This is a genomic window from Nocardia australiensis, from assembly GCF_020733705.1.
Classification (GTDB): domain Bacteria; phylum Actinomycetota; class Actinomycetes; order Mycobacteriales; family Mycobacteriaceae; genus Nocardia; species Nocardia australiensis.
Window position 1 is genome coordinate 17299 of record NZ_JAJFZM010000008.1, and the last position, 26528, is coordinate 43826.

Annotated in this window: 27 protein-coding genes and 1 tRNA gene; 12 read left to right on the top strand and 16 right to left on the bottom strand. The window is 62.9% G+C overall.

Annotated elements, in window-relative coordinates; all coding sequences use genetic code 11:
* Positions 1-179: 179 nt before the first annotated feature.
* The 5 genes from LKE06_RS25385 to LKE06_RS25405 all read left to right on the top strand — a co-directional run bounded on the left by LKE06_RS25385 (position 180) and on the right by LKE06_RS25405 (position 6428).
* Complete coding sequence (locus tag LKE06_RS25385; RefSeq protein ID WP_228001884.1) at positions 180-1367, top strand: mandelate racemase/muconate lactonizing enzyme family protein; 1188 nt, start codon at positions 180-182, stop codon at positions 1365-1367.
* Positions 1364-2209: an amidohydrolase family protein gene (locus LKE06_RS25390; RefSeq protein WP_228001885.1), complete on the top strand. Its 846-nt coding sequence runs from the start codon at positions 1364-1366 to the stop codon at positions 2207-2209. The genes LKE06_RS25385 and LKE06_RS25390 overlap by 4 nt, the downstream gene beginning before the upstream one ends.
* Positions 2210-2385: 176 nt before the next feature.
* Positions 2386-3720, top strand: a complete 1335-nt coding sequence (locus LKE06_RS25395) for an MFS transporter (RefSeq protein WP_228001886.1) — start codon at positions 2386-2388, stop codon at positions 3718-3720.
* Between the two features lie 434 nt (positions 3721-4154).
* Positions 4155-5483 carry an FAD-binding oxidoreductase gene (locus tag LKE06_RS25400; protein WP_228001985.1) on the top strand — a complete coding sequence of 443 codons (1329 nt, stop codon included), beginning with the start codon at positions 4155-4157 and terminating at the stop codon, positions 5481-5483.
* Positions 5484-5861: 378 nt separating this feature from the next.
* A complete protein-coding gene (locus LKE06_RS25405; RefSeq protein ID WP_228001887.1) occupies positions 5862-6428 on the top strand; it encodes a nicotinamidase in 567 nt (188 codons plus the stop codon).
* Between the two features lie 18 nt (positions 6429-6446).
* Here LKE06_RS25405 and LKE06_RS25410 read toward each other — a convergent pair whose 3' ends face one another.
* The 6 genes from LKE06_RS25410 to LKE06_RS25435 form a co-directional block, all read right to left on the bottom strand.
* Entirely contained in the window at positions 6447-6683 is a 237-nt protein-coding gene (locus LKE06_RS25410) for a hypothetical protein (protein ID WP_228001888.1), read from the bottom strand.
* A gap of 62 nt (positions 6684-6745) precedes the next feature.
* Complete coding sequence (locus tag LKE06_RS25415; protein WP_228001889.1) at positions 6746-6970, bottom strand: hypothetical protein; 225 nt, start codon at positions 6968-6970, stop codon at positions 6746-6748.
* A 337-nt stretch (positions 6971-7307) separates the two neighbouring features.
* Positions 7308-8873, bottom strand: coding sequence for a hypothetical protein (locus tag LKE06_RS25420; RefSeq protein WP_228001890.1), 1566 nt, complete (start codon positions 8871-8873; stop codon positions 7308-7310).
* A gap of 266 nt (positions 8874-9139) precedes the next feature.
* On the bottom strand, positions 9140-9796 hold the full coding sequence (locus LKE06_RS25425; RefSeq protein ID WP_228001891.1) for a hypothetical protein: 657 nt from the start codon (positions 9794-9796) through the stop codon (positions 9140-9142).
* Between the two features lie 758 nt (positions 9797-10554).
* Positions 10555-10875: a helix-turn-helix domain-containing protein gene (locus LKE06_RS25430; RefSeq protein WP_228001892.1), complete on the bottom strand. Its 321-nt coding sequence runs from the start codon at positions 10873-10875 to the stop codon at positions 10555-10557.
* Complete coding sequence (locus LKE06_RS25435) at positions 10872-11240, bottom strand: type II toxin-antitoxin system RelE/ParE family toxin (RefSeq protein ID WP_228001893.1); 369 nt, start codon at positions 11238-11240, stop codon at positions 10872-10874. Before LKE06_RS25435 ends, LKE06_RS25430 begins: the two co-directional genes overlap by 4 nt.
* 128 nt (positions 11241-11368) lie before the next feature.
* On the opposite strand from LKE06_RS25435, the gene LKE06_RS25440 reads away from it, so the two are divergent.
* Positions 11369-11548, top strand: a complete 180-nt coding sequence (locus LKE06_RS25440) for a hypothetical protein (protein ID WP_228001894.1) — start codon at positions 11369-11371, stop codon at positions 11546-11548.
* A 510-nt stretch (positions 11549-12058) separates the two neighbouring features.
* Here LKE06_RS25440 and LKE06_RS25445 read toward each other — a convergent pair.
* The 8 genes from LKE06_RS25445 to LKE06_RS25480 all read right to left on the bottom strand — a co-directional run bounded on the left by LKE06_RS25445 (position 12059) and on the right by LKE06_RS25480 (position 17787).
* Positions 12059-12862: an alpha/beta hydrolase gene (locus LKE06_RS25445; protein ID WP_228001895.1), complete on the bottom strand. Its 804-nt coding sequence runs from the start codon at positions 12860-12862 to the stop codon at positions 12059-12061.
* A gap of 616 nt (positions 12863-13478) precedes the next feature.
* On the bottom strand, positions 13479-13799 hold the full coding sequence (locus LKE06_RS25450) for a DUF1048 domain-containing protein (protein WP_228001896.1): 321 nt from the start codon (positions 13797-13799) through the stop codon (positions 13479-13481).
* Positions 13800-13801: 2 nt separating this feature from the next.
* Entirely contained in the window at positions 13802-14158 is a 357-nt protein-coding gene (locus LKE06_RS25455) for a DUF1048 domain-containing protein (RefSeq protein WP_228001897.1), read from the bottom strand.
* Positions 14159-14222: 64 nt separating this feature from the next.
* Positions 14223-15488 carry a serine hydrolase domain-containing protein gene (locus LKE06_RS25460; protein ID WP_228001898.1) on the bottom strand — a complete coding sequence of 422 codons (1266 nt, stop codon included), beginning with the start codon at positions 15486-15488 and terminating at the stop codon, positions 14223-14225.
* A 36-nt stretch (positions 15489-15524) separates the two neighbouring features.
* Positions 15525-16286, bottom strand: coding sequence for an ABC transporter permease (locus LKE06_RS25465; RefSeq protein WP_228001899.1), 762 nt, complete (start codon positions 16284-16286; stop codon positions 15525-15527).
* A 2-nt stretch (positions 16287-16288) separates the two neighbouring features.
* Positions 16289-17068 carry an ABC transporter ATP-binding protein gene (locus LKE06_RS25470; RefSeq protein WP_228001900.1) on the bottom strand — a complete coding sequence of 260 codons (780 nt, stop codon included), beginning with the start codon at positions 17066-17068 and terminating at the stop codon, positions 16289-16291.
* A 9-nt stretch (positions 17069-17077) separates the two neighbouring features.
* On the bottom strand, positions 17078-17455 hold the full coding sequence (locus LKE06_RS25475) for a DUF1048 domain-containing protein (protein ID WP_228001901.1): 378 nt from the start codon (positions 17453-17455) through the stop codon (positions 17078-17080).
* 2 nt (positions 17456-17457) lie between these two features.
* Positions 17458-17787 (bottom strand): PadR family transcriptional regulator, encoded by a 330-nt coding sequence (locus tag LKE06_RS25480; protein ID WP_228001902.1) that lies wholly within the window; start codon positions 17785-17787, stop codon positions 17458-17460.
* 162 nt (positions 17788-17949) lie between these two features.
* Between LKE06_RS25480 and LKE06_RS25485 the strand changes: the two genes are divergently transcribed.
* The 3 genes from LKE06_RS25485 (at position 17950) to LKE06_RS25495 (ending at position 21224) form a co-directional block, all read left to right on the top strand.
* A complete protein-coding gene (locus LKE06_RS25485) occupies positions 17950-18330 on the top strand; it encodes a TetR family transcriptional regulator (protein ID WP_228001903.1) in 381 nt (126 codons plus the stop codon).
* 959 nt (positions 18331-19289) lie between these two features.
* Positions 19290-19622: a helix-turn-helix domain-containing protein gene (locus tag LKE06_RS25490; RefSeq protein WP_228001904.1), complete on the top strand. Its 333-nt coding sequence runs from the start codon at positions 19290-19292 to the stop codon at positions 19620-19622.
* A gap of 240 nt (positions 19623-19862) precedes the next feature.
* Positions 19863-21224: a site-specific integrase gene (locus LKE06_RS25495; RefSeq protein WP_228001905.1), complete on the top strand. Its 1362-nt coding sequence runs from the start codon at positions 19863-19865 to the stop codon at positions 21222-21224.
* Here LKE06_RS25495 and LKE06_RS25500 read toward each other — a convergent pair.
* A tRNA-Pro gene (locus tag LKE06_RS25500) sits at positions 21190-21263 on the bottom strand. The genes LKE06_RS25495 and LKE06_RS25500 overlap by 35 nt on opposite strands.
* 654 nt (positions 21264-21917) lie before the next feature.
* Here LKE06_RS25500 and LKE06_RS25505 point away from each other — a divergent pair.
* Together LKE06_RS25505 and LKE06_RS25510 are read left to right on the top strand one after the other, a co-directional pair.
* The gene (locus tag LKE06_RS25505; protein ID WP_228001906.1) at positions 21918-22223 is read left to right on the top strand and encodes a hypothetical protein; all 306 of its coding nucleotides are present in this window, start codon (positions 21918-21920) and stop codon (positions 22221-22223) included.
* Between the two features lie 4 nt (positions 22224-22227).
* Positions 22228-22698: a hypothetical protein gene (locus LKE06_RS25510; protein WP_228001907.1), complete on the top strand. Its 471-nt coding sequence runs from the start codon at positions 22228-22230 to the stop codon at positions 22696-22698.
* A gap of 159 nt (positions 22699-22857) precedes the next feature.
* On the opposite strand, the gene LKE06_RS25515 is transcribed toward LKE06_RS25510, so the two are convergent.
* On the bottom strand, positions 22858-24633 hold the full coding sequence (locus LKE06_RS25515) for a sigma-54-dependent Fis family transcriptional regulator (RefSeq protein ID WP_228001908.1): 1776 nt from the start codon (positions 24631-24633) through the stop codon (positions 22858-22860).
* Between the two features lie 142 nt (positions 24634-24775).
* On the opposite strand from LKE06_RS25515, the gene LKE06_RS25520 reads away from it, so the two are divergent.
* A complete protein-coding gene (locus tag LKE06_RS25520; protein ID WP_228001909.1) occupies positions 24776-26431 on the top strand; it encodes a ferritin family protein in 1656 nt (551 codons plus the stop codon).
* Positions 26432-26528 lie beyond the last annotated feature (97 nt).

Sequence of the window (26528 nt, forward strand, 5' to 3'; positions counted from 1 at the left end):
GTGGGCACCCTTGCGCGCCCTCCTGGAACACCTCGGAGGGTTCTCGGACGCTGCCAGCGGGAGCTGTGGGCTGAGGTGGGGCGGCGGGAGCAAATTTCGACACGGCTATTGACGCGGCGCTGTGAACCATCCAATATTTGACAGGCGAACGGCATTCGCCACTACCGAACGGAGTATTCGTGTTCACCGTCAACAAGACTCGCAAAGCAACCGGTGCGGGGCGAATCAGCAAGGTCGAAACGCTAACGCTCGGAACTGCGTGGCGCGACTTCAGCTACGTTCGGCTCACCACCGACGAAGGACTCACCGGAGTCGGCGAAATTACCCACCCGTTCCGCCCGCAGGAAACCTGCGCACTCGCGCGCAATATGGCCGACCGTCACCTCCTGGGCGCGGATCCCTTCGACACGGAGGAGATCTGGCTCAGGATGTATCAGGGCGACTACTTCCGCGGTGGCGACACCGGCGGGATCGTGCTCAGTGGCATTGACCACGCGCTGCTAGACATTCAAGGCAAGTTCCTGGGAGTTCCTGCATACCGACTCATCGGCGGCGCATGCCGTGACAAGGTCCGTGTCTATGCCAACGGGTGGTACACGGGGCCGCGAACGCCCGAGTCATTCGCGGAGAAGGCGATCGGTGTTGTCGAGCAGGGGTACTCCGCACTGAAGTTCGACCCCTTCGGTCCCGGGATGGGCGAACTGGAACGAGCCGAGCGCAATCTCGCCATCGAGATCATCGCGGCGGTACGCGATGCGATCGGCCCCGAGATCGACATCTTTATCGAGGGCCACGCACGATTCTCCCTCCACGAAGCCAATCGAATCATTCGAGCAATCGAGCCACTGGATATCGGCTGGTTCGAAGAACCGCTCCCATGGACACACATCGAGCTCTACCGTGAGCTCCGAACTCTGACGAGCATTCCGATTTCCGGTGGCGAACACTTTCACAACCGATTCGAGTACAAGCGCCTGTTCGACACCGGTGCGGTCGACATCATCCAGCCCGACCTGTGCATGGCGGGCGGCTTCACCGAGATCCGAAAGATCGCCGCGCAAGCTGACACCCACGCCATGGTGGTGGCCCCACACAATTCGAATTCACCATTCTGCACGACGGCGTCGGCGCACCTGTGCGCCGCGACCACCAACTTCAAGATCCTCGAGACCTTCGACTCCCTTCTGGAGCCGTACGTCTTCGATGCATTGAAGGGCACAATCCCGGTCGTAGACGGCTACCTCGCGCTTCCCGAAGCGCCGGGAATCGGAATCGAACTGTGCGATGAGGTCTTCGACGAGCACCCGCCGACCTACAAGTTCTGGAATCTCTTCGAAGCGGGTTGGGAAGCGCGGGAGCGGAAGTGATCACAGACGTCCATTCCCACCTGTTCGATTGCCCCGACCATTTCACCGATTCCTTCATCGACGAAGCCGCCCGAGCCCACGCGGGCGAAGTGAACCTCACGGTTCGCTGGGCTGAGTACGAAGCTTCCTCCCCGGCGGATACCCGCACGATTGTTTTCGGAGGCAAGGCGCGACTGTCCGGGCTCTGGGTAGACGATCGCGATGTCGCAGAATACGTCGCGCTGCACGCGGAGCGTCTCGTCGGATTCATGGCGCTCGACCCGACCCAACCCGGGTGGGAGGACGAGCTCCGATTCGGGCACACCGAGTTGAAGCTCCGGGGCATCAAGCTCATGCCGATGTATGCCGGATTCGACCCACGCGACCCTCGATTCGATCCCCTCTGGTCGTACGCGTCCGCCCAAGGACTACCCATCCTGCTTCACACCGGGACCACTTTTGTGTCACAGGCGCCCCTCGAGTTCGCACGGCCCGGACTTCTCGACAATGTGGCGAGGCGATTTCCCGAACTGCGCATGGTGCTCGCGCACCTCGGCCATCCCTACGAAGGCGAATGCTTGGCCGTCATTCGCAAGCATCCCAACGTATACGCCGACGTCAGTGCCTTGCATTACCGCCCCTATCAGTTGTGGAACTCGCTCATGCTCGCTCAGGACTACGGCGTGTGGGGCAAGCTCCTATTCGGTAGCGACTATCCATTCAGTACGGTCAACGAATCGGTTGACGGCCTTCGTGCCGTCGCAAAGGTCGTCCCGCCCATCGGGCTTCGAGGCCTCGACCCTGAACAAGTCGAACTACTCATCCATCGCAATGCCCTTGATCTGCTGGACCTTTCCCTCTAGTCGGAATTGGTTCTCGGGCGCAGGTTCCGCACGGCCTCGTCCAGTGCTGGCGCCCAATATCCGTGTTCGGCTCGGGCGTTCCCGAAGGCCGCGAGTTCTACGGCAGGTCGCATCGCGCGGTCCTGGGATTCAGTCCAGCCCGGAAATTAGATACCAACCAGCCTCACGGAGGTGCTGTGAGTTCGACCGATAGAGCCGCCTCGATCGCGCGAAAGAACATGGTGCGACTCGGCCCGTTCCTCGGGCTGCTGTACTTAGTTGCGTATATCGACCGCAACAACGTCGGCTTCGCGAAATTGGGGATGACTGATTCGCTTGGGTTGTCCGCCACCGTATTTGGATTCGCCGCAGGAATATTCTTCCTCGGATACTTCCTGTTCGAGGTGCCGAGCAACCTCCTGCTGATGAAGTTCGGCGCCCGTCGCTGGATTGCCCGCATCATGGCGACCTGGGGAATCGTGGCGATCGCGACGGCCTTCGTTCAAGGACCGGCATCCTTCGCCATCGCCCGATTCCTGCTGGGAGTTGCCGAGGCCGGGTTCTTCCCGGGAGTCCTGCTGTATCTCACCTTCTGGTTCCCGCAACAATATCGAAGTGCCGTCATCGCAGTCTTCGCACTCTCGAATCCCCTGGCTGCCGTGGTCAGTGCGCCATTGTCCGGTTGGCTGGTCGGGTTGGAGTTCATGGGACTCGAGGGCTGGCAGCTCGTCTATGTCGTCGAGGCGATTCCGGCAGTCCTCCTCGCGCTGGTAGTGCTGAAGTGGCTGCCTGACAAGCCGTCACAGGCCCGATGGCTGAGCGCCGAAGAGAGCACATACCTCGAGGGCGCACTCGACGCCGAGCGCAAGGCAGTCGAGAGCACTCACGGCCACCTCAACCTCTTGCAGGCCATTCGTCACCCCAAATTGTGGGCCCTGATCCTGGTATTCTTCGGAATCGTTTTCGGCACATACGGTCTCGCGCTCTGGTTGCCAACCATCATCGCGAACATGGGCGGTTACTCCTCCGTCACGACCGGATGGCTTGTCGCTATCCCGAATCTGATCGCCGCATGCGTGATGTTGCCGTGGGAGAGATTGGCCCGGCGAACGCGAAACACTCCAATGGCCACCGGCTGCACCCTTGTCATCGCGGCGCTCGCACTTGCAATAGCTGTCTTCGCACAGCGCTCGCCGTTGATCGCGATGATCGCGCTGTGCGTCGGTATCTCGGCAATGTTCGCGTCGACACCGCTGTTCTGGTCCCTGCCCCCAACATTCCTCACCGGAGTCGCGATTGCGGGCGGTTTCGCGTTTATCAACTCGGTTGGCAATCTGGCCGGTTTCGCTGGCCCCTATGCGATGGGTTGGCTCACAGACAAGACTGGGTCATCCACCTGGGGACTGCTGCTCGTCAGTGTGATAACGCTCGGAAGTGCCTGCGTCGCATTCATACTCGGACAGCGCGGAGTGGGCCACCGTGCGAGCGACGAAGTCGCCGAACATGATCAAGACACTGCAAAGACGCCCTGAGATCCCGCGCTGACACTCCGGCGCAGGGACATCGCGCTGATTCGTTGCCAGTGTTGTCACTTCCGCAAACTCGCCGGGGGCGCTGGCGGTCTGAAGTCGGATTCCCTCCGATCTCAGACCGCCTGTAGTGGTCGGATCCGCACTCGCCACGTCGGCTGGTCGTGACCGGCCCGCGCGATGCACGACCCAAGGAGGTCGGTGTCACTGTCCTTACGTTGAACCCCATCGCCAACTACGTACAATCCTGGAGCAGTCCCGATGAACACTCGCACCCACTGCGCAGTCCATGGCAGGACAGTCAAACGCACAATTTGGGATCGTCTCGAGGCGAGCGGGTGGCGTATGACGCCTGCCGAGGTCGAGTCGTGACCGTCCCCGACGTCGCCCGAATCGAGGCGTTCCTGACAGAGTTGGCGAGCGAACTCGCCGACGACATGATCATCACCGACCCCGACATCGCCGCCGGATACGCCCACGACCAGTCCCGCTTCACGCCGCACCACATCCCGGCCGCGGTGCTCGCGCCGCGCTCCACGGACGACGTCGCCACGTGCCTCGCACTCGCGCACCGCCACAATGTGGTTGTCGTCGCGCGTGGCGCCGGCAGCGGACTCAGCGGTGCGGCGAACGCCTCCCCGGACTCGGTGATCCTGAGCCTGCACCGAATGAACCGCATCATCCGTATCGACCCGGGCAACCGGCTCGCGGTCGTGCAACCCGGCGTCCTGACCGCTGCGCTACGTGCCGAGGTCGCCAATGCGGGGCTGCTCTACCCGCCGGATCCTGGGAGCGTGGAATTCTGCACCATTGGAGGCAATATCGCCACCAATGCCGGCGGGATGTGTTGCGTCAAGTATGGCGTCACCGGTGACTTCGTCCTCGCACTGGAAGTCGTGCTCGCCGACGGCCGCATCCTGCGTACCGGCCACCAGACTGTCAAAGGCGTCGCCGGCTACGACCTGACACGCCTGTTCGTTGGGTCGGAAGGCACACTCGGCGTCGTCACCGAAGCTACTCTGCGTGTCGTTCCTGCCCCTCGCCCGCCGCACACGCTGGTCGCCTCTTTTCCTGATCTTGCCAGCGCCGGGGCCGCTGTCACCGCGATCGTTCACGCCGGCCTGACCCCGTCCATGCTCGAAATTCTCGACCGCACCACCGTCCGTGCGGTCGACGACTACGCAAAAATGAGTCTGGGCGCCGACGTGGAGGCGTTGCTGCTAGGACAGAGCGACGACCCGGACGCCGCCGCGGTACTCGCCCGGATAAACGAGCTGTGCACCGACGCGGGCGCCCTCGACGTCGCCATTACCGACGACCCCGTTGAGGGTGCGATGCTCCTGGAAGCACGCCGACTCGCTTTGCCGGCGCTCGAGCGGCTCGGCGACTGGCTGCTAGACGACGTCGGCGTACCCCGCACGAAGATCGCCGATCTCATCGCCTCGATCGAGGAGATCGCTAACCACCATGGCTTGACCGTCGGAGTATTCGGACACGCCGGCGACGGCAACCTGCATCCCACGATCATTTTCGATGACGCGGACCCCACCAGCCGCCGGGCCGCGCGGCGTGCCTTCGACGACATCACCCGCCGCGCACTCGAGCTCGGTGGCACCGTGACCGGCGAACATGGCATCGGCCACCTCAAGAAGCACTGGCTCACCGCAGAACAGGGTCCTATCGGTATCGCTGTCCACCATGCCGTCAAATACGCACTCGACCCCCGCGGCATCCTCAACCCCCACGCAGTCCTTGAAACCTCCTAGCAGGTGATGTATCGAGCTGGATGAGCACCTCGTCGGCTTGCTGACGACGCAACCCGCTGTCGGTTATCCGATCATGTTGCGGAACAGGGCAACTGAGAGTCGCCCGCTATGCCTGGTCAGAGCGCATATTTCGCTAACCGTATGCGCTGGTCTCCGTAATACTGTCAAACTTGAGCCGCTTCAGCGTGCTCGAACCCCCGACGGATACGAAGGGAGAAGACGATGCAGCCTGTCCGACCGCGCTGCCAGACCACCGAGCTGAGCGACACCGGCCGGACTACCGTAACCGCGCGGTCCGCGCCAGGTGCGCGACCGTTGTTTGCTCTGCAATCGTCGCGGGCCGAAAATCGTTGCGGGACCGACCTTTAGGGAGTTTCCATGAGTAAGGCTCTCATCATCGTCGACGTACAGAACGACTTCTGCGAGGGCGGTTCGGTGGCCGTCACAGGTGGGGCCGCGGTGGCCGAACGAATCAGCGAGTATATGCGCGCCTGCGACTACGCCGCGATCATCGCCACCCGCGACTACCACATCGACCCCGGTGCGCACTTCTCCGACAACCCGAACTTCGTCGACACCTGGCCGCCACACTGCCGGGCCGATACCCCGGGCGGCGAGTTCCACCCAGACCTGGACACCGCGCCGATCGACGAGGTGTTCTTCAAGGGCGCCTATGCCGCCGCCTACTCCGGGTTCGAGGGCGCCGCGAAGGACGGCACGGCCCTCGCGGACTGGTTACACACCCGGGGAATCGACACCGTCGACGTCTGCGGCATCGCCACCGACCACTGTGTTCGCGCCACCGCCATGGATGCCCGCACCGCCGGGTTCGACACCCGGGTGCTGCTGGGCCTGTCCGCCGGTGTCTCCCCCGCCAGCATCGATCGGGCCCTGGACGAACTCCGCGGGGCGGGCGTAGAGATCGCCGAAAGAATCGAGAGCTGACAGCTGGCGCCAGACCCGTCAGCGGACATGATCCTGGAATGGTGGGATGAACGCGAAGCCACCAAAGCATGCGCGAAAATAGCCCACCCGGACGGCTACGGCGTATGGTTCGAAAATGGCCACAAAGGATACTCGGCAGCCGCGGGCTTCGGCCAATGCTTGATCGATACCTATCGGGAGGTGCAGGAAATTGTGGCATTCGTCCACGATGATCGTGGCATCCGCGCGTTTGTCGGGCGGAGCCTGCACGTTCACGCCGCCCCGACCGCGACCTTCGACCTGACCGAAATCTGGACGGCGGAATTCTCATCGCCCGGTTACCGAAAGGCGAAATCGGTGACGGCGGTGTGCAACTGGTCGGGTCGTTCCTGCTGCCCGGACAGTGGCAGGCCACTACCCGCCGTGTGGGCGGTGAGGGCGCGATGGGCTGCGAGCAGCCGGAGGTCGCGGGGGGTGAGTTGCCGCTGTGCGGTGATCGCGTCCGCGATCGAAGGACCCTGCCGGGAGGCTACAGAAGCCTGTCGGGGTCGCCGCGCGGTCATCGTTCACCCCGCCTGTCTGCGGCGATGTGTCGCCGGGGGGTCCCCGGTCACTACCCCACTCTAGGTGGGCGGGTGAACGAGGTAGTGAACGGGTGGGAGTGAAAACCCGTGCCCTGCATCCGAATCGGCCGACTTGGTACCGAGTTTGCCGGTGGCCGGTTTGCGGTGGCGACGCTCGCGGTGCGGCGCTGGCGGGACAGTCCGGCGGTGTCGCGTGCGGCGGCCCGCAGCGCTTCGGCGCGGCCAGTAATGGCCAGGGGTAGTGGCCTGGTGGTGATGCTGAACGGTTCCACCATTACAAACTACGGACGGTTACCCGTCTTTCAGACAGTCCCGATCACCGAGCACTCCATGGTGTATGTGGGGTAGGCGTCTCTTGCCCTGTTTCCTTTGTTGCTCGCGCGAGAGGAGCCAAGTTTTCCACATTCACGTGCATGGCGGACATCTCTTGCCCTGTTTCCTTTGTTGCTCGCGCGAGAGGAGCCAAGTTTTCCACATTCACGTGCATGGCGGACATCTCTTGCCCTGTTTCCTTTGTTGCTCGCGCGAGAGGAGCCAAGTTTTCCACATTCACGTGCATGGCGGACATCTCTTGCCCTGTTTCCTTTGTTACTCGCGCGAGAGGAGCCAAGTTTTCCACATTCACGTGCATGGCGGACATCTCTTGCCCTGTTTCCTTTGTTACTCGCGCGAGAGGAGCCAAGCTTTCCACATTCACGTGCATGGCGGACATCTCTTGCCCTGTTTCCTTTGTTACTCGCGCGAGAGGAGCCAAGTTTTCCACATTCACGTGCATGGCGGACATCTCTTGCCCTGTTTCCTTTGTTACTCGCGCGAGAGGAGCCAAGCTTTCCACATTCACGTGCATGGCGGACATCTCTTGCCCTGTTTCCTTTGTTACTCGCGCGAGAGGAGCCAAGCTTTCCACACTCACGTGCATCGTGGACGTTTCTTGCCCTGTGCCCGACGACGACTGCGGGACTGCGATTGGTTGGACTTTGTCGGCGATCTGGTGTTGATCGTTCCGATACGTAGCGAGGGTGGCGTTGGCGGAGGTGATTGCGTTGTCGATCGTCTTGTACATCGCAGGAAATCCTGCCGATGTGGACATGGAATCATTGATGCTGTCGACGAGATCGAGGACCGTCTTTCGTCCCTCCGTGATGTTCTCCTTGCCTTCCACGACTAGGCCTGCCACCAAATTCTCGTTGCTGACGAAGTAGTCCAGGTCGTTTTTCAACTGCTGGGCCAGAGAACCGTACTGTTGCACGGTTGCCCCGGTCAATTCGGGCACCGCATCGACCTGTGGCGGAATCATGGTTTGCGGTGGCGAACCTGCACGGTCCGGATGTCCGAACATGTCCCAAATGTTGCCGATCAGGGTTGCCAACTGTGCATACCAGGTCTGCAACCTTGGCGGCATCGCGTTGGGCTGAAAAAGAAACCCTTGGCCGTGGGCCGCGGGGATGTGCGCGGTCAGGTCCTGGTACTCCCCACCGATCCAGATCCCGTCGTTCATGTGCATGGTGGGCGTTTCTTGCCCTGTTCTCTTTGTTGCTCGCGCGAGGGGAGCCAGGTCGTCCACATTCACGTGCATGGCGGACATCTCTTGCCCTGTTTCCTTTGTTACTCGCGCGAGAGGAGCCAAGCTTTCCACATTCACGTGCATGGCGGACATCTCTTGCCCTGTTTCCTTTGTTGCTCGCGCGAGGGGAGCCAAGTTTTCCACATTCACGTGCATGGCGGACATCTCTTGCCCTGTTTCCTTTGTTGCTCGCGCGAGGGGAGCCAAGTTTTCCACATTCACGTGCATGGCGGACATCTCTTGGCCCGACGATGCAGACGGGATCGGTGTCGATTGCAAGATCGCGGCCCTCTCGATTGTAACAATAAAGCTCAGCATGAAAACTCTACTACCGCCGCGCACGCTAACGAATACAATTGTCCGTCTCGCCCGCATGCGTCCCGCCTAGACGGAATGCATCAGCTAGCGTAGCTAGAGTAATCGAACCCGCCGGAGATTCGCATGCACGCCCTCCCCACCCCCGAGAGGTGCGGACTCCCGACCAGACAGTCGTTGTCTACTCGACGGCACCTGGCACCCCGGCGACTTCGGCGCTGGAACTGCTGCGTATTACGGAAACTCAGCAGCTTATCGAGCGGCGTTGACTACGCCGAGAACTCGTCGGCGAGGGTGTTCCAGAACATGAGCTCGTAATTCTGGAAGAGCCTGGCGTATAAATGCGCCTCCCCCGGTTTCAGCCGCCCGGTGTCGAGTCCGGCTTGGATGGCGGCGAGGGCCCGCTGTTCGATCTCGGACACGTCGGCAGCGAAGAAGTCGAAGAACGCGCACGCGGGGTCGCCGAAGTCGTAGTGGTTGCGCATCGCCGCGGCTACGGCCTCGCAGTAGCGGCCCCATGCGGTGAAATTCGAGTAGATACCCGCTGCGGCGGCGGACGGTTCGGCGTGCATCGCCAACCAGGCGACATAGGCCGGATATGCCTGGCAGCCCGCCCTCGGCAGCTCCATGCCCTGGTCGGGTACCACCGCGGCCACCAGCGCGTCCAGCATGCTGTTCGCCTGTTGCTCGCCCGGTGGGAGCCCGCCGAAGAAGACTCTGGCGTGCGGTTCGTCCGCCCGCGCCGCCATGGCGTGGAAGCTGCGCCAGTCGCTGCTGGTGATGCGCTGCTCCTCCGCCGCGATCGCCGCGAAGACCGCCAGCGGCGCCTTACCTGCCGTGATCAGCGGGATCAAGCGGTTGTCGTCGTCGTGCGGGCTCAGCTCCGCCTGGATACTGTCGAGCAGGGCGCGGGCGGAAACAGTCATCGGAACCTCCCTATCGGACGGGTATCTCTGTTTATTCAACCGCCCCGCGACAACTATCGCGGTCATTCGGTTCCGTCGACACCGTGTTCGACATCTCAGCGTTGCCGGGCCGAGTCGATGACGTCTCGCTGACATCCACTACGGGCACGTCACCGACAAAGACACGGCCCGCCGCGCGACCCTCGCCGCTGTCTGAGCCCGTCATCCGCACCGTTTTGGTCCGGTCACCGCACCGAAGATCATCGATCTGCCCGATGCCGTTTGGATCAACAAGCTCGCGGCCGAACCCGACACGACCGAGGAGTTGTCCACGCAAGTCGCTTAACTCCCGTGGTCTCAACAACCTTGACAAATTCCATAACAGCCGAAGAACGTCCCCCATACGAGCGATTTCAACGGAAGCCATCCAGCCAAAATCCCGGCGTGAATCCAATATCGTTGAACACAAAAGGTAGAACCATATCGCCGTAGATTCTTCTGCCAGGCCGATCGCAGAGTTTCCGGTTCAGCAATATCGGAGTCACCGTTGCATCGGCTCTCGACCCCATAACACCACCTGTCAGCACATCAAGTCGATTCACAGCTACCGGTTCACCCCCGATTGCAGACAAGCCGCGTCGTATCAGGCGCAACATAGACCTGAACAGGAAAACGGCCGGATCACGTAGTGTATCGGCAAATATCCGCAGGCCGTCATGGGACGCAGCGGTCCCCGGAATGACCACCAAACCGTGGGATAACCGTGGGGTTGAATCCGCTCACGCCGCGGGATCGGTGGGCATCTTCAGCAGGTGCCCACCGATATCGGCCAGCAACTCCAGCTTCCCACCCAATGCGGCAACATATGCGGCGAGAGCTTCGACCGTCGCGACGCCACCGTGCTCAATCTGCGACACCCGTCCCGGACTAACCCCCATGATGTCGGCCAAACCCGCCTGTGTGAACCCCAGCCGCTTCCGTTCCTCCGCGAGCTGATAGCCCCACTGCTCGGCCATGATCGCACGACGACGCCGCGCGGCCTCCTCCTCACCCACCCGGCGACGGTAGCCGTCACGGTCCCATTTGGTGAAGCTGCTCATCGCCCTTCCTCCTCTGCCCGTTCCTTCAGGTACACCGCGTACAGCTCCTCGGCATGGGGAATCGCCTGCACGTACCAGCTCTTCCATTGCCCGGTCTTATCGCCTCCGGTGAGCAGAATCGCCGACCGCCACGGACCGAAGGCGAACAGCACACGGATCATCGTCTGCCGCGGCCGTAGCTCCTTCAAATTGGCGAGCCGCGCACCGGTCAGCGTGTCGACAAGGGGACGGCCGAGGGTCGGCCCGTGTTCGGCGAGCACATCAACAGCGGCCTCCACGTGCTCAGCAGCCTCGGGATCAGTGCGCCGCAGATTCATCATCCAAGCAACGATTTCATCGGTCTGGTAGATCTCCCATTGATCCACGCTCGAACTATAGCAAATCCTATATTCGACGAGTCGCACCCGAGTGATGGGCTGACCACCGGCTCACCGGCCGACATAACCACCAGATCCGAATCCGACCAGTGGGGCAGTCACACTGTCATCTCACCTTGCAGCAGCCCCGGATCTCCGTCGTCGAGCCCTGCCACACCGAGGGCGAGCCTGACTTCAACGCCACGTTGGGTGAGATCGAAGCGCTGCACACCGAGAACATCGCTGGCGCTGTCAGCTACATCGTCACCGACCGCCGAGTCGCGATGAACGAGGTCGCCGTCTGCCCCACCAAGTAGGCACGACCCGGGCGGCGCCCGCGATGTGCCTTACGGGCTACGGGTTGCCGAGGTCCGCCTCACCACCGCCTCACGCAGCACAGTGAGGGTAAACCGGATCAACCTCTGGACGAGTGTCCGGGATCGCCACGATCTGACTGGAGTCCTTTGGATAGGTCCGGTGGTTGTGGGAGTTCTGATGCACCGGAATGGGTGTAGGAGGACGAGATTCGGAGCGGGCCGGAATCAGCGCTTGCGTGCGTCGAGACCAGATCAGATGTGGGCGTTGGATTTCCAGGTCGATGTCATTGTCGACGGCCGACCGACAGGTCAGGTTTCTCAACATCGTCGACGAGTTCACGCGGGAAGCTTTGGCTACCAGATCATTTCGATCGCGCACCGCTGACCGTCTCGTAGAGTGCTCGACGAGATCGTCGCGGTCACCAGGCGTAAACCGGCGCATATCCGGATGGACAACAGCACCGAGATGACCGCGCACGCGATGACCGACTGGTGTCGGTTCATCAGCATCTATGCCTCGTTCCCGGGCCGAGTCGATGACATCCTTGTGATCTCGCGACCAGTCGGCGAGCGCGGTATCACCACCGCGTTTCTTGCCGAAGCCGAACGCATCGGCGCGACCCCGCCCGTCGAGGTCGATAAACTACCCGGAGTCGCTGCGCGGGCTTGGCGACGACTGGGGTCCTTTGGGGAGGTCCGGTGGTTGTGGGAGTTCTGATGCACCGGAATGGGTGCAGGAGGACGAGATTCGGCGCGGGCGACCAGTTCGATCGGATCATCGGAAGCCGCCTTGATCGTCTGGTGCGGTTTGCCCGAGGCGCGGGCCTGGCGGTCGGCGGCGATGGCCGCATGCACGGTCGGCAACATGATGGAGGGCACCAAGCTGCGGAAGTTGGCCCACCCGTTGGTCAGTGGCACCTGCGACACGACCGCGCGTACACGTCGATCGGTCGCCGCGACCACCAAGACGTGGCCGCCCGCGAAACTGGTTCCCCAGACGCCGATGCGTTCCGGGTCGATACCGTCCAGGGTCTGCGCGAAGGTGATCGCATCGCGGTAGCCCTCGATCTGCGCGGCGGGGTCGACCTCGAAACGCGGTTCACCATCGGAGGTCCCGAATCCGGGGTGGTCGTAGACGAGACAAGCCAAACCAGCCTTTCTGAACACCTCAGCGAACGGGGCAACCCACTCCTTGACGCCAGCGAAGCCATGCGTCATCACCACCAGCGGGACGATGCCCGACGCCTGCTCGGGCCGATACAGCCAACCCCGCAGGGGCACTGCGCCACTGGTGAATTCGACATCGACGCGCATCGCGGTTCCTCCCATTGCACCGGTCTTGTAATCAAACTACGGCGGGGATGATCTGCTGTCGAAGGCTTCTCAAATCCTTGCATCTGACCAGCTGTGAGCAGCTGCGTGGTCAGTGCTGTTGGCAGGTCGCCTGACTCGTGGGGTATCGGCCTCCACTCCGCGCCCACCTCCCCTATCCAATTTCGGCGGCGGCCGGTGTGCACAGCACCATTCCCAGCGGCCGCAGACCCGATCAGGACCACGACTCAACACCACCGTCGCAGCGCACCAGCCAACATTCGACGGTCCCCGCTAAATGGAACCTTCACCAACTCACCGCTGCACGACGCCTCCGTCGGAATCGCCCCGCGCAGGTATCGCGCATGCCGACGTCTGGACAGGAGCCACCGCGATGATCGATCACGCCGATGGATTGTTCCCTCTCCCTAGGGCGTTCCCGGATGATGCTGTGCCGGCGTGCTGGTCGTACGGCCTCGGGGTGGAGAGCACCGCGGCGATCGTGCGGACGTTGTTGGTGCGCATGGGCCTTTCACGAGTTGAGTGTCCGGAGGGCACTGGCCGTTTGTGATCGGCGCAAGAACCGCAAGGAATCTCCGCACCACCGCACACGTCGTGGCTATGACTTGTCGGCTTCCTTGCCGATCGACTCCTGGTAGATGTCGGCGTAGGTCGGCGAGTCTTTGATCAGGTCGTCGCAGAATGCTGCGACGTCGTTGCCGATGAGTTCCAGGACCCCTTTTCTGGTGGCGACGCCTTCCTCGAAGAAGTCGAGAATTCCGGAGAGCAGGTCTCCTTCGGCTAGGTCGACCGGTCCGACTTTGAAGAAGTACTTCTGGATCTCCTTGTAGACGATCTCGTAGTCCGGTGGGAGCGCCTTGACTCGCCGCATATGCGCTCGCCATTCGCGCTTGCCTTCGATGATGTCGCGGATGCCCATTTCTATCCTCCCAGCTGTCCGAGTTTGCGTGCCACGTTCTTGTTCAACTGATCGCGCCATTTGTCGCGATAGCCCTTGGCTCCTTCGGCGCCGGCAAGCGCCGAGCAGAGGCCTTTGATGTCGTCGCCTACGGCGTCGTGGACGCTTTGGCCGTCGGCGGCCGATTCCTCGAGTAGGCCGAGTACGCCGTCGAGAATCGGCATGAGGTTGCGGCCGGTGAGGTTGCCGTGGGGACGGAGCTGGTTTTTGATCTCTTCCCATGCCCGCTGATAGTCGGCCGGAAGGGTCTGGGCGCGAGCCTCGAAGGCTTTCGATTCCCTGGTGAGATCGCTGCCGGTGATTGTCTCCCAGAAGTTCATTTCTCACTCTCCATATGTTTGTTGTTCGGCGCTGGGGCGCGTTTTCAAGGATTCGTCGCTTCGGTCAGCCGAGGCAGGACTGGACGGCTGCGGCCAGGCTCGAGGCCCGCGGGTCGTCGGGCCGGAAGCTCCAGAGGTTGGTGACGTAGCCGAAGCCGACCCCGGTGTCGGGGTCCGCGAAGCCGATCGATCCGCCTGAGCCGGGGTGGCCGAACGATCCCGGTCCGGCCATCGGCATTGGTGGGCACGCTCGCCAGAATCCGAGCGACATGTTGAACGAGCGGTCGGCTGGGATGTTCAATTCCGTTGGCAGACCGTATATCCGAGTCTTGTCGGTCTGGACGACGGTCATGGTTTCGACAGTCGACGGGTTCAGCAGCCGCACGCCGTCGACGTCGCTGACGGTGGCGGCGTACATCCGTGCCAGCGAGTGCGCATCCGCGATCCCGTTCGCGGCGGGGAATTCCGCGGCACGCCAGGCACGTGTCGTGTAGTAAGCGGTCACCGGGTCCGCCGCGTTGTCCAGCGCACCGCCGAGCGAGCCGGCGCGCGCTTCAACTGAGTCCGGACCGAAGGCGGCGTTCATCCACGCGGTCACCGTGGCGGCGTCGAGTCCGGTCACCTTGATCATCCCGGCGGTCAGTTCTTCCACGGTGAATGGGGCGGCGTTCTCAATTCGGGCCACTCGGTGGTCTTCTCGCTCGGGCAGCCCGATCCAGGCGCTGAGCCCCAGCGGGGCAGCCACCTCGTCGGCGAAGAACGTTCCGAGCGACTTGCCGCAGATCCGCCGCACGACCTCACCGACCAGGAATCCGAACGTCACACCGTGGTAGCGGTGCTGGGTGCCCGGCTCCCAGAGCGGGGGCTGCGCCTCGAGCGCGCGGATGACCGGGTCCCAGGCGCAGGCTTGCTCGAAGGTCAACGGTCCGTCGACGATCGGCAGTCCGGCCTGGTGGGACAGCAACCAGCGCACCGGGACTCGTTCCTTGCCCGCGGCAGCGAACTCCGGCCAGTACTCGACCACCGGGGCGTCGAGGTCCAGCTGACCGCGCTGCGCAAGCAGGTGGGCGCAGATCGCGGTAGCGCCTTTGGTCGTGGAGGCGACCCGGACGACGGTGTCTTCGTCCCAGGGCCGGTTCGTCTGTCGATCGGCGATGCCGTCCCATAGATCGACCACACAGCGGCCGTCGACATAGACGCAGCACGCCGCGCCCAGCTCGCCCGGATCGGCATCGAAGTTCGCGCGAAACGCGTCGGCGACCTTCCCCCAGCCTGGCTCGACGCCGCTGCTGCGACCGCTTCCGGTGGTGTCGATTGTCGTGCTAGTCATGTTGAAAACCCTTCTGAAAGAATAGAACTCGCGCCGTCAGGAGATCTTGCGGCGGTAGGTCATCATGGCGAAGAAGTACGCGACGACGAGGATGCCGACGCACCAGCCCAATGTGATCCAGATGTCGCCGCCGACAGGCTGTTCGGTGAACAAGGCGCGCACGGCGTTGACGATGTAGGTCACCGGCTGGTTTTCGGCGAAAACGCGCACCGGGGCGGGCATCGGGTCGGTGGGCACGAAGGCCGAGCTGATGAACGGCAGGAAGATCAGCGGGTAGGAGAACGCGCTCGCGCCGTCCGCGGTCTTGGCCGACAGGCCGGGGATCACCGCGATCCAAGTCAACGCGAGGGTGAACAGGATCAGGATCCCGGCGACCGCGAGCCACGCCAATATCCCTGCGCCCGAACGGAAGCCCATGAGCAGCGCGACGAGCACGACCACCATGACCGAGATCAGGTTCGCGACCAGTGAGGTCAACACGTGCGCCCATAGCACCGATGACCGTGCGATCGGCATGGACTGGAAGCGTTCGAAGATGCCGCCTTTCATGTCGAGGAAGAGTCGAAAGGCGGTGTAGGAGATGCCCGATGCGATGGTGATGAGCAGGATGCCGGGCAGCAGGTAGTTGACATACGAGTCCGTCCCGGTGTTGATCGCGCCGCCGAAGACGTAGACGAACAGCAGCATGAAGGCGATCGGCATGATCGCGGTCGTGATGATGGTGTCCATGCTTCGGGTGATGTGGCGCAGGGAGCGTCCCAGCAAGGTGGCAGTGTCGCCGAAGAAGTGCTTGGTCATCGTTAGTCCTTGTTCGCCAATGCTTCGTCACCGACCACGGCGAGGAAGACGTCTTCGAGGGTCGGCTGCTTCTCGACGTATTCGACCGTGGCCGGCGGGAGCAGTTGCTTGAGCTCGGCGAGGCTGCCATTCACGATGATCCGGCCCTCGTGCAGGATCGCGATCCGATCGGCGAGCTGTTCGGCCTCGTCCAGGTATTGGGTGGTGAGCAGCACCGTCGTGCCGCGCTCGGCGAGGTCCTTGATGGTGTGCCACACCTCGAGCCGCGCCTGCGGGTCGAGCCCGGTCGTCGGTTCGTCGAGGAAGATGATCGGCGGATCTCCGATGAGGCTCATCGCGATGTCGAGACGTCGGCGCATACCACCGGAATACGTCGACACCCCCCGGGTGGCGGCGTCGCTCAGCGCGAAACGCTCCAGCAGGTCGTCCGCGATCGCACGTGGGTTATCGAGGTGGCGCAACTTGGCGACGAGCACGAGATTCTCCCGCCCGCTCAGGATTTCGTCGACGGCGGCGAATTGCCCGGTGAGACTGAAGCATTCACGCACCTGAGCCGGTTCTGCGGCGACGTCGTAGCCGTGGACAACGGCTGTCCCCGCGTCTGCTTTGAGCAGCGTGGACAGGATTCGCACGACCGTGGTCTTGCCCGCGCCGTTCGAGCCGAGCAGAGCAAAGATGCTGCCGCGCGCCACGTCGAAGTCCACACCGCGCAGTACGTGCAGGTCCTTGTAGGACTTCTCCAGTCCCTGAACACGGATCGCCGGAGCTGTTTGTGTTGTCATCGCGCGGCCCTATCTTTCTTTTCCGGTTTCTTCGCCCGCGACGGCGCGGTCGATGGCGTTGTTCAGCCGTTCACGCTCTCGGTTGATCCAATTGCCCACCTGGTAGTTACGCAGGAACTGCTCGACGAACTCCACCGGGTCCTCGCTGACGACCTCCCGAATCGGGGTTCGATCCGCCGCACTCTGCTCGAACAGGTCGATGAGGTCCTCATACATCGAGGCCGCGTCGGCGCCGTCGCCCTGCCCGAAATACATCAGGTAGCGCTCCAGCGCCTCGACGGTGATGCGATAGTTCTCGGGCAACTGTTTCGTGCGCGCCTTGTACTGCCGCCATCGCTTCTTGTCCTCGATCGACCCGGTGATCAGTCCGATCCACTTCGCCGCCATAACTATTTGCCTCCTTCACGGAGCTGTTCGAGACGTACCGAGAGGAAGCTCCACGTCCTCCAGAAGTCGTCGAGATATTCCCGGCCCTGAGCGTTGAGGGAATACACCTTGCGCGGCGGACCCTTCTCCGACGGGACCTTCGCCACGTCCACCAGATCCCTTTTCTCGATCCGGACCAGTAGCGCGTAGATGGTGCCCTCCGCGATATCGGTGAAGCCCTGCTCCCGAAGCCACGCGGTGATCTCGTAGCCATATGCCGAACGCAGCGACAGAATCGCCAGGACGATGCCCTCCAACGTCCCCTTGAGCATCTCCGTCTCCAGCTTGCCCATGGAACCCCTTCAGCTATTCAGTGTTACTGACTACTAGTAGATAGTAACACTGAGTAGTGGTGAGGCAAGGGTTTGCTCTGGGGCATCTGGCGGCAACGACGTGCGTCAGTGCGCTGGCATTGCGCCGTCTTGGCACAGGTTGGGCCTCATGGCCCGGGGACCTTGACCAAGGAGCAGATCGTCGAGGCCGCAGTGTCAGTCTTGGATGCCGAAGGCGTGAATGGGCTGAACATGCGGCGGCTCGGGACCGAGCTCGAGGCCGCGGCGACGGCGATGTACTACTACGTCAAGAACAAAGACGAACTCGTCATGCTCGCCGCCGATCACGTCTGGCGCGAGATCCCGTTGCCCGATTTCACCGACGTCGGCTGGCGAACGGCTGCCACCGAACTGGCGCTGGGCACCCACGCGATGATCCTGCGGCATTTCTGGTTGTTGTCCGCGATGAGCACGCACCTGATCCACGGTCCAGCGAAAGCCCGCTGGGACGCCGCAGTTACATCGTCGGGCATGGTGCGGCCAACAGCGGCGAACCGTTTGTGACTCTCACCCTGAACTGGCTGCCTGAGGGCTGCGATGTCGCCACCACTGTGAAACTGACCTGACATACCCTGCGCACCGGCACCTATCGGTTGTTCACCGCCAGCGCTGAGGGCTACCAGCGCGGCTACCACACCGTCACAGTCGCACAAGCCCGACGGTTGGTCACCGGCGAGATCTGCTTCTACCGCGGCCCGGGGCCGCCTCTGAATTCGCTGGTCCAGCCGCCGTCGATCTGGTCTGCACTGTTGAGCGGATGCCATCCGGGCCAGTTTCAGACTGCGGGCAGCGGATATCAGCTACCCGAAACCTCATCCCCGCATAGGGAATCCGCGCTGGCGACACCGGCACCCGGCACTGTTTCCCGGACAGGATATTTCCGATCATCTGCGAACACTGATCCGTAACTACATCTTCGGCATCCGCCGACCTCCTTCAATGAAGCTCACTCAACTCGTGCGACTTCGTGTCGCACCCCTCGCTCGGACTACTACGGCCCCTCCGCCCCGCCATGCAGCCTTCGATCGACGACGCATCAAACCCGAGCTGCCGCTCCTGGCAGGAGACGGCCAGCTCGGGAGCCGCACGGCGGTTCCCACGTTCACTGCGAACCGATGGGGCTGCTGCACGACCGCGCGCAGCTCGGGATCCGACCACAGCCGGCCGCGTTGCCTGCGACCGGCACGCTGGGCCGCGCGAGCGTGCTCCAGGTTTGCGTCGTACCAGCCACTCGCACACCCTTCTTCTAGCAGGAGTGTTGCGACAAGCTGTTGAACCCAAGCGGAACCAGAGGGTCAGTATTCAGCCGTTACCGACACACGACAAACGTATCGGTCCGCTGGTGATAGTCACGTCAGCATCGCCACGGCACGAGAAGCGCTGGGAGGTGGCGCTTCAGAGGAACGTGAGGTTTCATGGAGGTAAGGGGAATCGGCAGACAGCGTAACAATCGAGGTTTTCGCATGCCGTCCTCCCCTTCGCCGAACATCTCCCGGCGATCACCACGACACGGTCGCCCCTCTGACCCAGCATCAAACGGTGACATCAGCGATGACGCGGATGACGCCTGGCTCACCACCGAGGACGTCGCCAGGAGACTCAAGATCCCGCAGAAGACGCTCGCCGCATGGGCATCCAAAAGACGCGGTCCTCAATACGTCCGCATGGGCCGATACCGCCGCTACCGGTTGAGCGATCTTCGAGCTTGGGAGAAACAGCAGCCCAAGCTCGGCGCGAAACCTGGATCCGACTCGCCGGCCACGCCAAGGCCGCGTTCCCGCGGTCAACAGCCGTAGACCACCACCACTCCTGAGGGACAGCACACAAGTGCCCACCATTCGAGTCGCAGCTATCTCATGGCAAATTGTCGGCTGTTGATTCCTGCTCTACGACCGAGCAATCCTTGCTGACATATCCACTGATACACAACGTTGTTCGACCTAGCGAAGGCACGGCCCGCCCGAACGGCTGCCGCTGACGCCGATTGCTGTGGTGTGTCCCAACGATCGAGGAAGGAGAAAACACTGGCTGGCAGATTGCCCAAACCCGTTGGCGCGTTCGGCCAGCCGAGCAAGCCGAAGAAGCAGAAGAACGGCACATGGCGGACCGCTGTCCGCTTCTACGGCGCCTGGGGAACCCAATACCTCGAACGCTTCGGAGACACCGCCGGCGAAGCCCGCAACCGTCTCGCCGAAGCCATGCGGGACCACCGCGAACAACTCGGGTACTCACGAATTACCCGCACAACCAAGCTGATCGACCTCGCCGCCGAACTGATCGCCGAACTCGAAGGCGACGAGGCGTTCACCGACGGCAACATAGAAGACTACCGGCGCGAGATCTACGTCTCGACCGACAAACGCGCCAACCCCAACACCATCAAGATCGAGAACTCGATCGGTCACCTGCAAGTCTGGCAGGCCACCGCGGGAGAACTCGATCGCCACCTCAAGCACCTCATCGCCTTGGGTCTGCGGCGGAAAGCCAAGCAGCACAAGATAATCCTGCGCGCGATGATGGGGATCGCGGTACGCCACGGAGCCATCGACACCAAACCCATCGACGGCGTCGCCGGGTTCACGCGACGCAAAACTCAATCCCGCGGCAAGGTCAAGGACCAACACGCCTTGCCCGCCTTCCGGGCACAGGTCCGCGCCTGGGCCAACGGCGAGGAAATCCCCGGGACACCGGCATACAAGTCCGGCCCCGCCCGTGACTGGTCGATGGTGTGGGTCGTCGATGTCATCACCGGCACCGGAATGCGCCCCCACGAGGTATTCGCACTACTGCTCGAGGACATCAACCTCGACGCGCCGGACCCTACCTGGACACTTGTTGAGACCAAGAGCAAGGGCACCGGTGGATGGATACGCAATCCCGCCCCCAAGACCGACAACGGCTGGCGACGCATCCTGCTGCCACCACACTCCGTGGAATCGCTCCGTGAGGCGATCGAGGACCTGGAGACCTCCGGCCGCCCCAACCCGATGGGACTCCTGTTTCCCTCCCGGGCGGGGACACTGCGCAATCCGAACAACTTCGGACGGATCTGGCGCGCGGCCCGCGGCTCGGAGTTCAACTGGGTGACCCCGCGAACCTTCCGCAAGGGCGCGGGCACCGAGATCGACCACGCCTCCGGCGACCCCGAGCGGGCCGCACGCCAGCTGGGCAACACCAAAGCCGTGGCGTTGGCCACTACATCGACGTGCCGGAAACCGTGCCCGACAATCGGGACGTGCTCGAGCGCTGGGCACGGGGTTCCTAGCGCAAAAAGTGTGGGATTTCTGTGGGGTCACATCGAATCTCGCACCCTCACCGAGGTGAGAAAACCCCTCCCGACCGAGGTCAGAATGGGTTTCTTTGTCGGGATGACAGGATTTGAACCTGCGACCACCTGACCCCCAGTCAGGTGCGCTACCAAGCTGCGCCACATCCCGATGCGCTCGCGGTGCGGGCGCTTGAAAAGATTACCCCAGGGGGCGGTGAGACGGCGAATCGCCTGGTGGCGGAGGTATTGGAGAGGTGTGCGGTTGGGATCGTCCCGGCGCACCCGATCACGGCGCCGGTGCGAATTCTCACAGCACCGGTCTGCCGGAACAAATCGCGCAGCAGTATGTCGGCTTCACACTGGACCTGATGCGTGCGGCACCGCGGCCGACCCAGCACCATCGCAGCGCTGGATAGCTCGAATCACGCCGTCAACTGGACAGACCTGCCGATCTTTCCGACGGCCAAGCCGGCGAGCAATCGAAGCTGAAATTGCCAGATGATTGCCGGATATTCGGCACCCAAGCACCGCTTTAGCGGTCAGCAGCGGCGTCGCTGGGATCAATATCGGTACAGCCGTGCACATTTGGCAAAATCAACTTCGGTATCCGACACGTCCATTCTCGACTAGCCAAGAATTTGCGGTGATGGGGCTATAGTGGCGTGCGCCGCGTACACGGAGGTGGACGACCGTTCGTCCCCCGTTCGGCGGATGGTCGGGAGGGTCGCGCGGTCGATCGGATCTTGTTGACGGATTCGTGGGGGCCTTCTCGCCGCATCACTGACCCGCAGTGCTCGTTGAAGAATCGGATGATAGGAGAGCCATGAGATCGCGTTCACGTTCGACCGTACTGGATTTCGTTGACGAGGTGACAGCTCGACACGGTTCTCTAGAGGCGTTCTTCGCCCAACTACGCGCTGATTTCGACGACGAGCCGACGGTAGTGCTGCCGGTACTGAGAATCCCCCCGTCCATACCAGCGGCGTGGCCGGAGGCATGCCTGCCCACTGACGAGATACCACGCACGGTCAAAACCCATTCCCCTGCACAAGATCTCGCCGGGGAGCTCGCCAACAAGCCCCGCTCGGGTGCTGCGGCACTGTGGGCCAGACTCCTGCGACGAGGGTAGCTCCGTGCAACCGACCATGACAGCCGCGGCGCTGCCGCGCGACGAGGCGCACCACCCCTATGGCATCGCGGTCACGGACGCACTCGTGTGCGCCGGTCTGACCATCAACGACGTCGACTACGGCGGCGGAGAAGACCGTGACATGTGTTTCGAGCTCGCCGAAACACATAACGGCGAGGAGTTCGTCGTGGGCTGGAGTGAACGCGAGGGGTGGAGTTGGGTCAGCCGGAAACCGGCATCCGGTTTCGAGCCCACCGGCTACGGATGGTTCGACCTGCCGAATCTAACCGTGCCCGAGGCCGTAGCGGCCGCGATTCGCGAACAACTCGGGTTCGCTCCGATCGACGCCGGACCGGCCTGGACTCCGCCTCCCGGCTACAACCCCGCCATCTACTCAGCCGGGAACGAGACCGTCGAGCCGGGCCTCGCGGCCTATCTCCTGCACCCTGCGTGGGTAGCCCAACGACCGAAGTAACTGCCACGTGCGGATGCTGCGGAACTCGTCCATCGGCGCTGCCGTACTGGCGTGTGGCGAGTGCCAGCCACGGGGCAAGCAACAGTATGACCGAATGGCTCATCGCGACTCGCTTTGTACAGCAACCGATTCGGCCGCATCGAGAGTCGACTGGCTGGATCAGGCGATCCCGAATTCCTTGATCTTGCGGTACATGGTGGCTCGGGAGATTCCCAGGGCTTGTGCCGCCGCAAGCTTGTCCCCGGCGTTGTCCTGGAGGCTGCGGACGATCGCGTCACGTTCGAGCGCTTCGAGGCGGGTCAGGGTACGGCGGGTGAGGGAGTGGCATTCGGGGGGTAGCTTGTCGGCGAGGATGACGCCGGATCGTTGCCGGGTGAGTGTTTCGGCGAGGACGCGCCGTAGTTGCATTGTGTTGCCCGGCCAAGGAAGTCTGGCGAGCTGGCGAAATGCGCTGGAGGACAACCGAACGTCGGCATCGTGGGTGAGTTCGCGCAGCAGGTGCGGGACCAGGTCTTCGAGGTCTTCGATGCGGTAACGTAGCGCCGGCACAGTGACGGTGTGCATGAAGAACGGGAGCAGTAGCGCCTCGGTGATAGCGGAGTGGTTCGCGGAGTTCATGGTGGCCGCGATCCAGCCGCGACCCGCGCAGGACTGTAGGACTGTTGAAAGCGATTCGACGATTTCGGTTGAGAGACGGTCGATGTCGGCGAGCACTATATCGAAGTCGTCTTCCGCGGTCGCGCTGGTCAGCGCGGTGAGCAGGTATTCGGCGGTGGTGCGGCCGCCGATGCGTAGCACTCGTATGGTCCGGTCCGGCCGGATGTGGTGTGCCACCATTTCGGCGAGTTTTGTTCGGCCCGAGCCGGGTTCGCCGTCCAGGGCGACCCAGTCTCGGTCGGTGCAACACCGCTCGACCTGGTGGCAGCTGCGTCGCCAGGAACTGCTGCGCCCGGCAAGACCGGGCGTGGGTGGTGCCGGGACCCGACGGCCCCCGTGCACGGTCGAATCGTCGGCGATCCCGACGTGGACGATGATATCGATGCGGTTGCGTCGAAGGCTGATGTGTTCTGCCACAGTGCTTTTCGCGATCCTTCCACTGGGTAGTACATTGACCGCGGTGCCGCTGCCGATTCCTGAGCCGGACAGGCGGCGAAGGTCCATGGCATGCTCGAGAACCACGTTCTGGTCGCGGGTATCGAGCGAGCGGCGCAGGTACTGGTTCATCAATACGAGGTCGTCGCCGACGGCGACCACCCCGGAGGGGTAGCGACGGCACTGGCGCAGATATGCCTCGAGCAGCGCCGCTTCGGTCTCGGTGGCCAGTGCACTCATGCGATCTTCGATCTGACCGCCCGCTGACCTGGCCAGCGCGAGCAGCAGCGGGTCGGACCGGCTGGCCCAGCAGGTCAGGTCGAGGACGCCGACGACTTTGCCGGATATGGGGTCGCGGATCGGCGTGCCGGCGCAGGCGAGTTGGCCGAGTGTGCCGAGGTAGTGCTCGCCACCGTGGATGAAGGTGGGGCGCCCGGTCGCGAGTGCGGTCCCGATTCCGTTGGTGCCGACGAACTCTTCGGCGTAGCTGTAGCCGCGTGCCAGTTGCACATCGTCGAGCGCGTGCATGATGGCCGGTTCGGAGGTGACTCGTTCGAGGACCACGCCGTCGGCCGAGGTGAGGATCACGCTGACCGTCTGCGCCGCCAGATCGTCGGCCAGTCGGCGCACCACGGGCAGGCCGGCGATCGCCAGTGGGGCGTCGGGATCGGGTTCCCGAACGAAGGGCACCTCAATGCGATCCGGTTGGACCCGTAGCGCCAGGGAACGGTGCCAAGAGTCGAGCACGGTGGCGTCCACTGCCGCCTGATCCGCGGAGCCGTCGGCCAGGAACTGTTCGCGTGCTCGGCGCACCTGTGTGCCGCTGTCGGTGGTGGTGTCCATCGGCATTTACCTCGTCCTCATCAGTACTTAACAGACGGTACGCGGTTCTCAGTGTGAGACAGATCTCATCTTGAGACGCTTATGCGTCGCCTAGCGGGGTGTCATGGATCACAGCCCGGATAGCTCCGCCCAGGAGGACACATTGAGCAGACAGAGTTTGAGCAAGGCTCACAAGAAGATCACCGAATTGTCGTGGGAACCGACCTTCGCGACCCCGGCCACCCGGTTCGGCACCGACTACACCTTCGACAAGGCGCCCAAGAAGGATCCGCTCAAACAGATCTTGCGCTCCTACTTCCCGATGGAGGAGGAGAAAGACAACCGCGTCTTCGGCGCCATGGATGGTGCGATCCGCGGCAATATGTTCCGCCAGGTGCAGCAGCGGTGGATGGAATGGCAGAAGCTGTTCCTATCGATCATCCCGTTCCCGGAGATCTCCGCGGCACGGGCGATGCCGATGGCGATCGACGCGGTGCCGAACCCGGAAATCCACAACGGCTTGGCCGTGCAGATGATCGACGAGGTTCGCCACTCGACGATCCAGATGAACCTCAAGCGCCTCTACATGAATCACTACATCGACCCCGCCGGGTTCGATATCAGTGAGAAGGGGTTCGCCAACAACTACGCCGGTACCATCGGCCGCCAGTTCGGCGAGGGATTCATCACCGGCGACGCCATCACCGCGGCCAATATCTACCTGACGGTGGTGGCCGAAACCGCCTTCACCAATACGCTTTTCGTCGCGATGCCCTCGGAGGCCGCGGCGAACGGCGACTATCTGCTGCCCACGGTGTTCCATTCGGTGCAGTCCGATGAATCGCGCCACATCTCCAACGGCTACTCGATCCTGCTGATGGCGCTGGCCGATGAGGACAACCGGCAGCTGCTGGAACGGGATCTGCGCTACGCCTGGTGGAACAACCACTGTGTGGTCGATGCCGCCATCGGCACCTTCATCGAATACGGCACCAAGGACAGGCGCAAGGACCGCGACAGTTACGCCGAAATGTGGCGGCGCTGGATCTACGACGACTACTACCGCAGCTACCTCATCCCGCTGGAGAAGTACGGGCTGAAGATCCCGCACGATCTGGTGGAGGAGGCGTGGAACCGGATCGTGAACAAGGGTTACGTGCACGAGGTCGCCCAGTTCTTCGCCACCGGTTGGCCGGTCAATTACTGGCGCATCGACCCGATGACCGACCAGGACTTCGAATGGTTCGAGGACAAGTATCCGGGCTGGTACAGCAAGTACGGCAAGTGGTGGGAGAACTACAACCGGCTGCGCTACCCCGGCCGGAACAAGCCGATCGCGTTCGAGAACGTCGACTACCAGTACCCGCACCGCTGCTGGACCTGCATGGTGCCCTGCCTTATTCGCGAGGACATGGTCACCGAGAAGGTCGACGGCCAGTGGCGCACTTACTGCTCGGAGACCTGCGCGTGGACCGATATCAAGGCGTTCCGTCCCGAGTACGAGGGGCGGCCGACACCGAATATGGGTCGGCTCACCGGACACCGCGAATGGGAGACCCTGCACCACAACCAGGATCTCGCCGACGTGGTCAGCAAACTCGGCTACGTCCGTGACGACGGCAAGACACTGATCCCGCAACCCCATCTCGAGCTCGACGACGAGAAGAAGTTGTGGACGCTGGACGACCTGCGCGGCATCAACTTCCAGAGCCCCAATGTGCTGCTGAACGAGATGTCCGACGCCGAACGCGAAGCGCACATCGGCGCCTACAAGGCCGGCGGCCCCGGCGGTCGACCCGTCACCTCGGGCCCCGCCTGAGGACGGACCGGACCGGCCCTAGCCGCTCGTGGGCCGTCCGGCCCATCCGGTGGCGGCAGCGACCGCACGCACGCGCCGCCACCGGAACTCGCGCACT